Genomic DNA, 824 nt, shown 5'->3' with positions numbered 1-824 from the left:
TTCATATTGTATAAATGCATACTGATTTGATATTTTTTTAATTTATTTTTGCCCGATAAATGCAGTGATACCGTCGTGTCGGTAAGTCAGATACCACTCGACATTGTCCCGCATTCATGTGGCAGATCAGCGATGGTGAAATGCAGCCCACTCAACAAACATACATGCCACAAAAGCTGCATCAGCAAACCATCACCTGGTGGTTGAGCGGCTTACCCGGCGCTGGTAAAACCACTCTGGCACATGCGCTGGCATTACGTCTGCGCGCTACCGGATTCCCCGTCTGCGTTCTTGATGGCGATGAATTACGACAAGGTTTGTCTAAAGATCTGGGCTTTTCACCTGCGGATCGCGATGAACAATGCCGACGCACCGCAGAAATGGCCAAACTCCTGAACAGTAATGGTATCTACGCCATCGTTGCACTGGTGTCGCCACATGCCAGTGGAAGAGCCACGGCAAAAGATATCATCGGCGCATCGCAGTTTATCGAAACCCACGTCGCCACCCCTTTGCATATTTGTCAGCAACGCGATCCCAAAGGGTGGTATGCACGGGCAAAGAACAATCCCGTATTGCAATTGACGGGAGTTTCTGCCCCTTATGAAGAGCCCGCATCACCAGACTGTGTGATTGATACTCATCAGGTAGCGCTGCCTGATGCCATCAATCAACTTTTTTCCTTTGCTAAAGAATTTAACACTCTATGACAGCCGCAAAATATCATTTCATTTCTGGCTTGCCACGTTCGGGTTCTACCCTGCTGGCAGCCTTGTTGCTGCAAAATCCGCGCTTTCATGCTGGCATGACCAGCCCGGTTGGTA

General features: G+C 49.0%; 1 protein-coding gene. It reads left to right on the top strand.

Annotated elements, in window-relative coordinates; all coding sequences use genetic code 11:
* Window positions 1–164: 164 nt before the first annotated feature.
* Window positions 165–710, top strand: coding sequence for an adenylyl-sulfate kinase (cysC, locus tag ACO0LB_RS20465; protein WP_423052526.1), 546 nt, complete (start codon window positions 165–167; stop codon window positions 708–710).
* The last annotated feature ends 114 nt before the right edge of the window (window positions 711–824 follow it).

The sequence above is a fragment of the Undibacterium sp. SXout7W genome (genome assembly GCF_049339385.1).
GTDB lineage: Bacteria > Pseudomonadota > Gammaproteobacteria > Burkholderiales > Burkholderiaceae_D > Undibacterium.
This window is presented reverse-complemented; position numbering and strand designations above follow the sequence as displayed.

Bases quoted from the DNA above. Each gene is read 5' to 3' on its own strand.
- cysC (WP_423052526.1), top strand. From the start codon at position 165: ATGCCACAAAAGCTGCATCAGCAAACCATCACCTGGTGGTTGAGCGGC.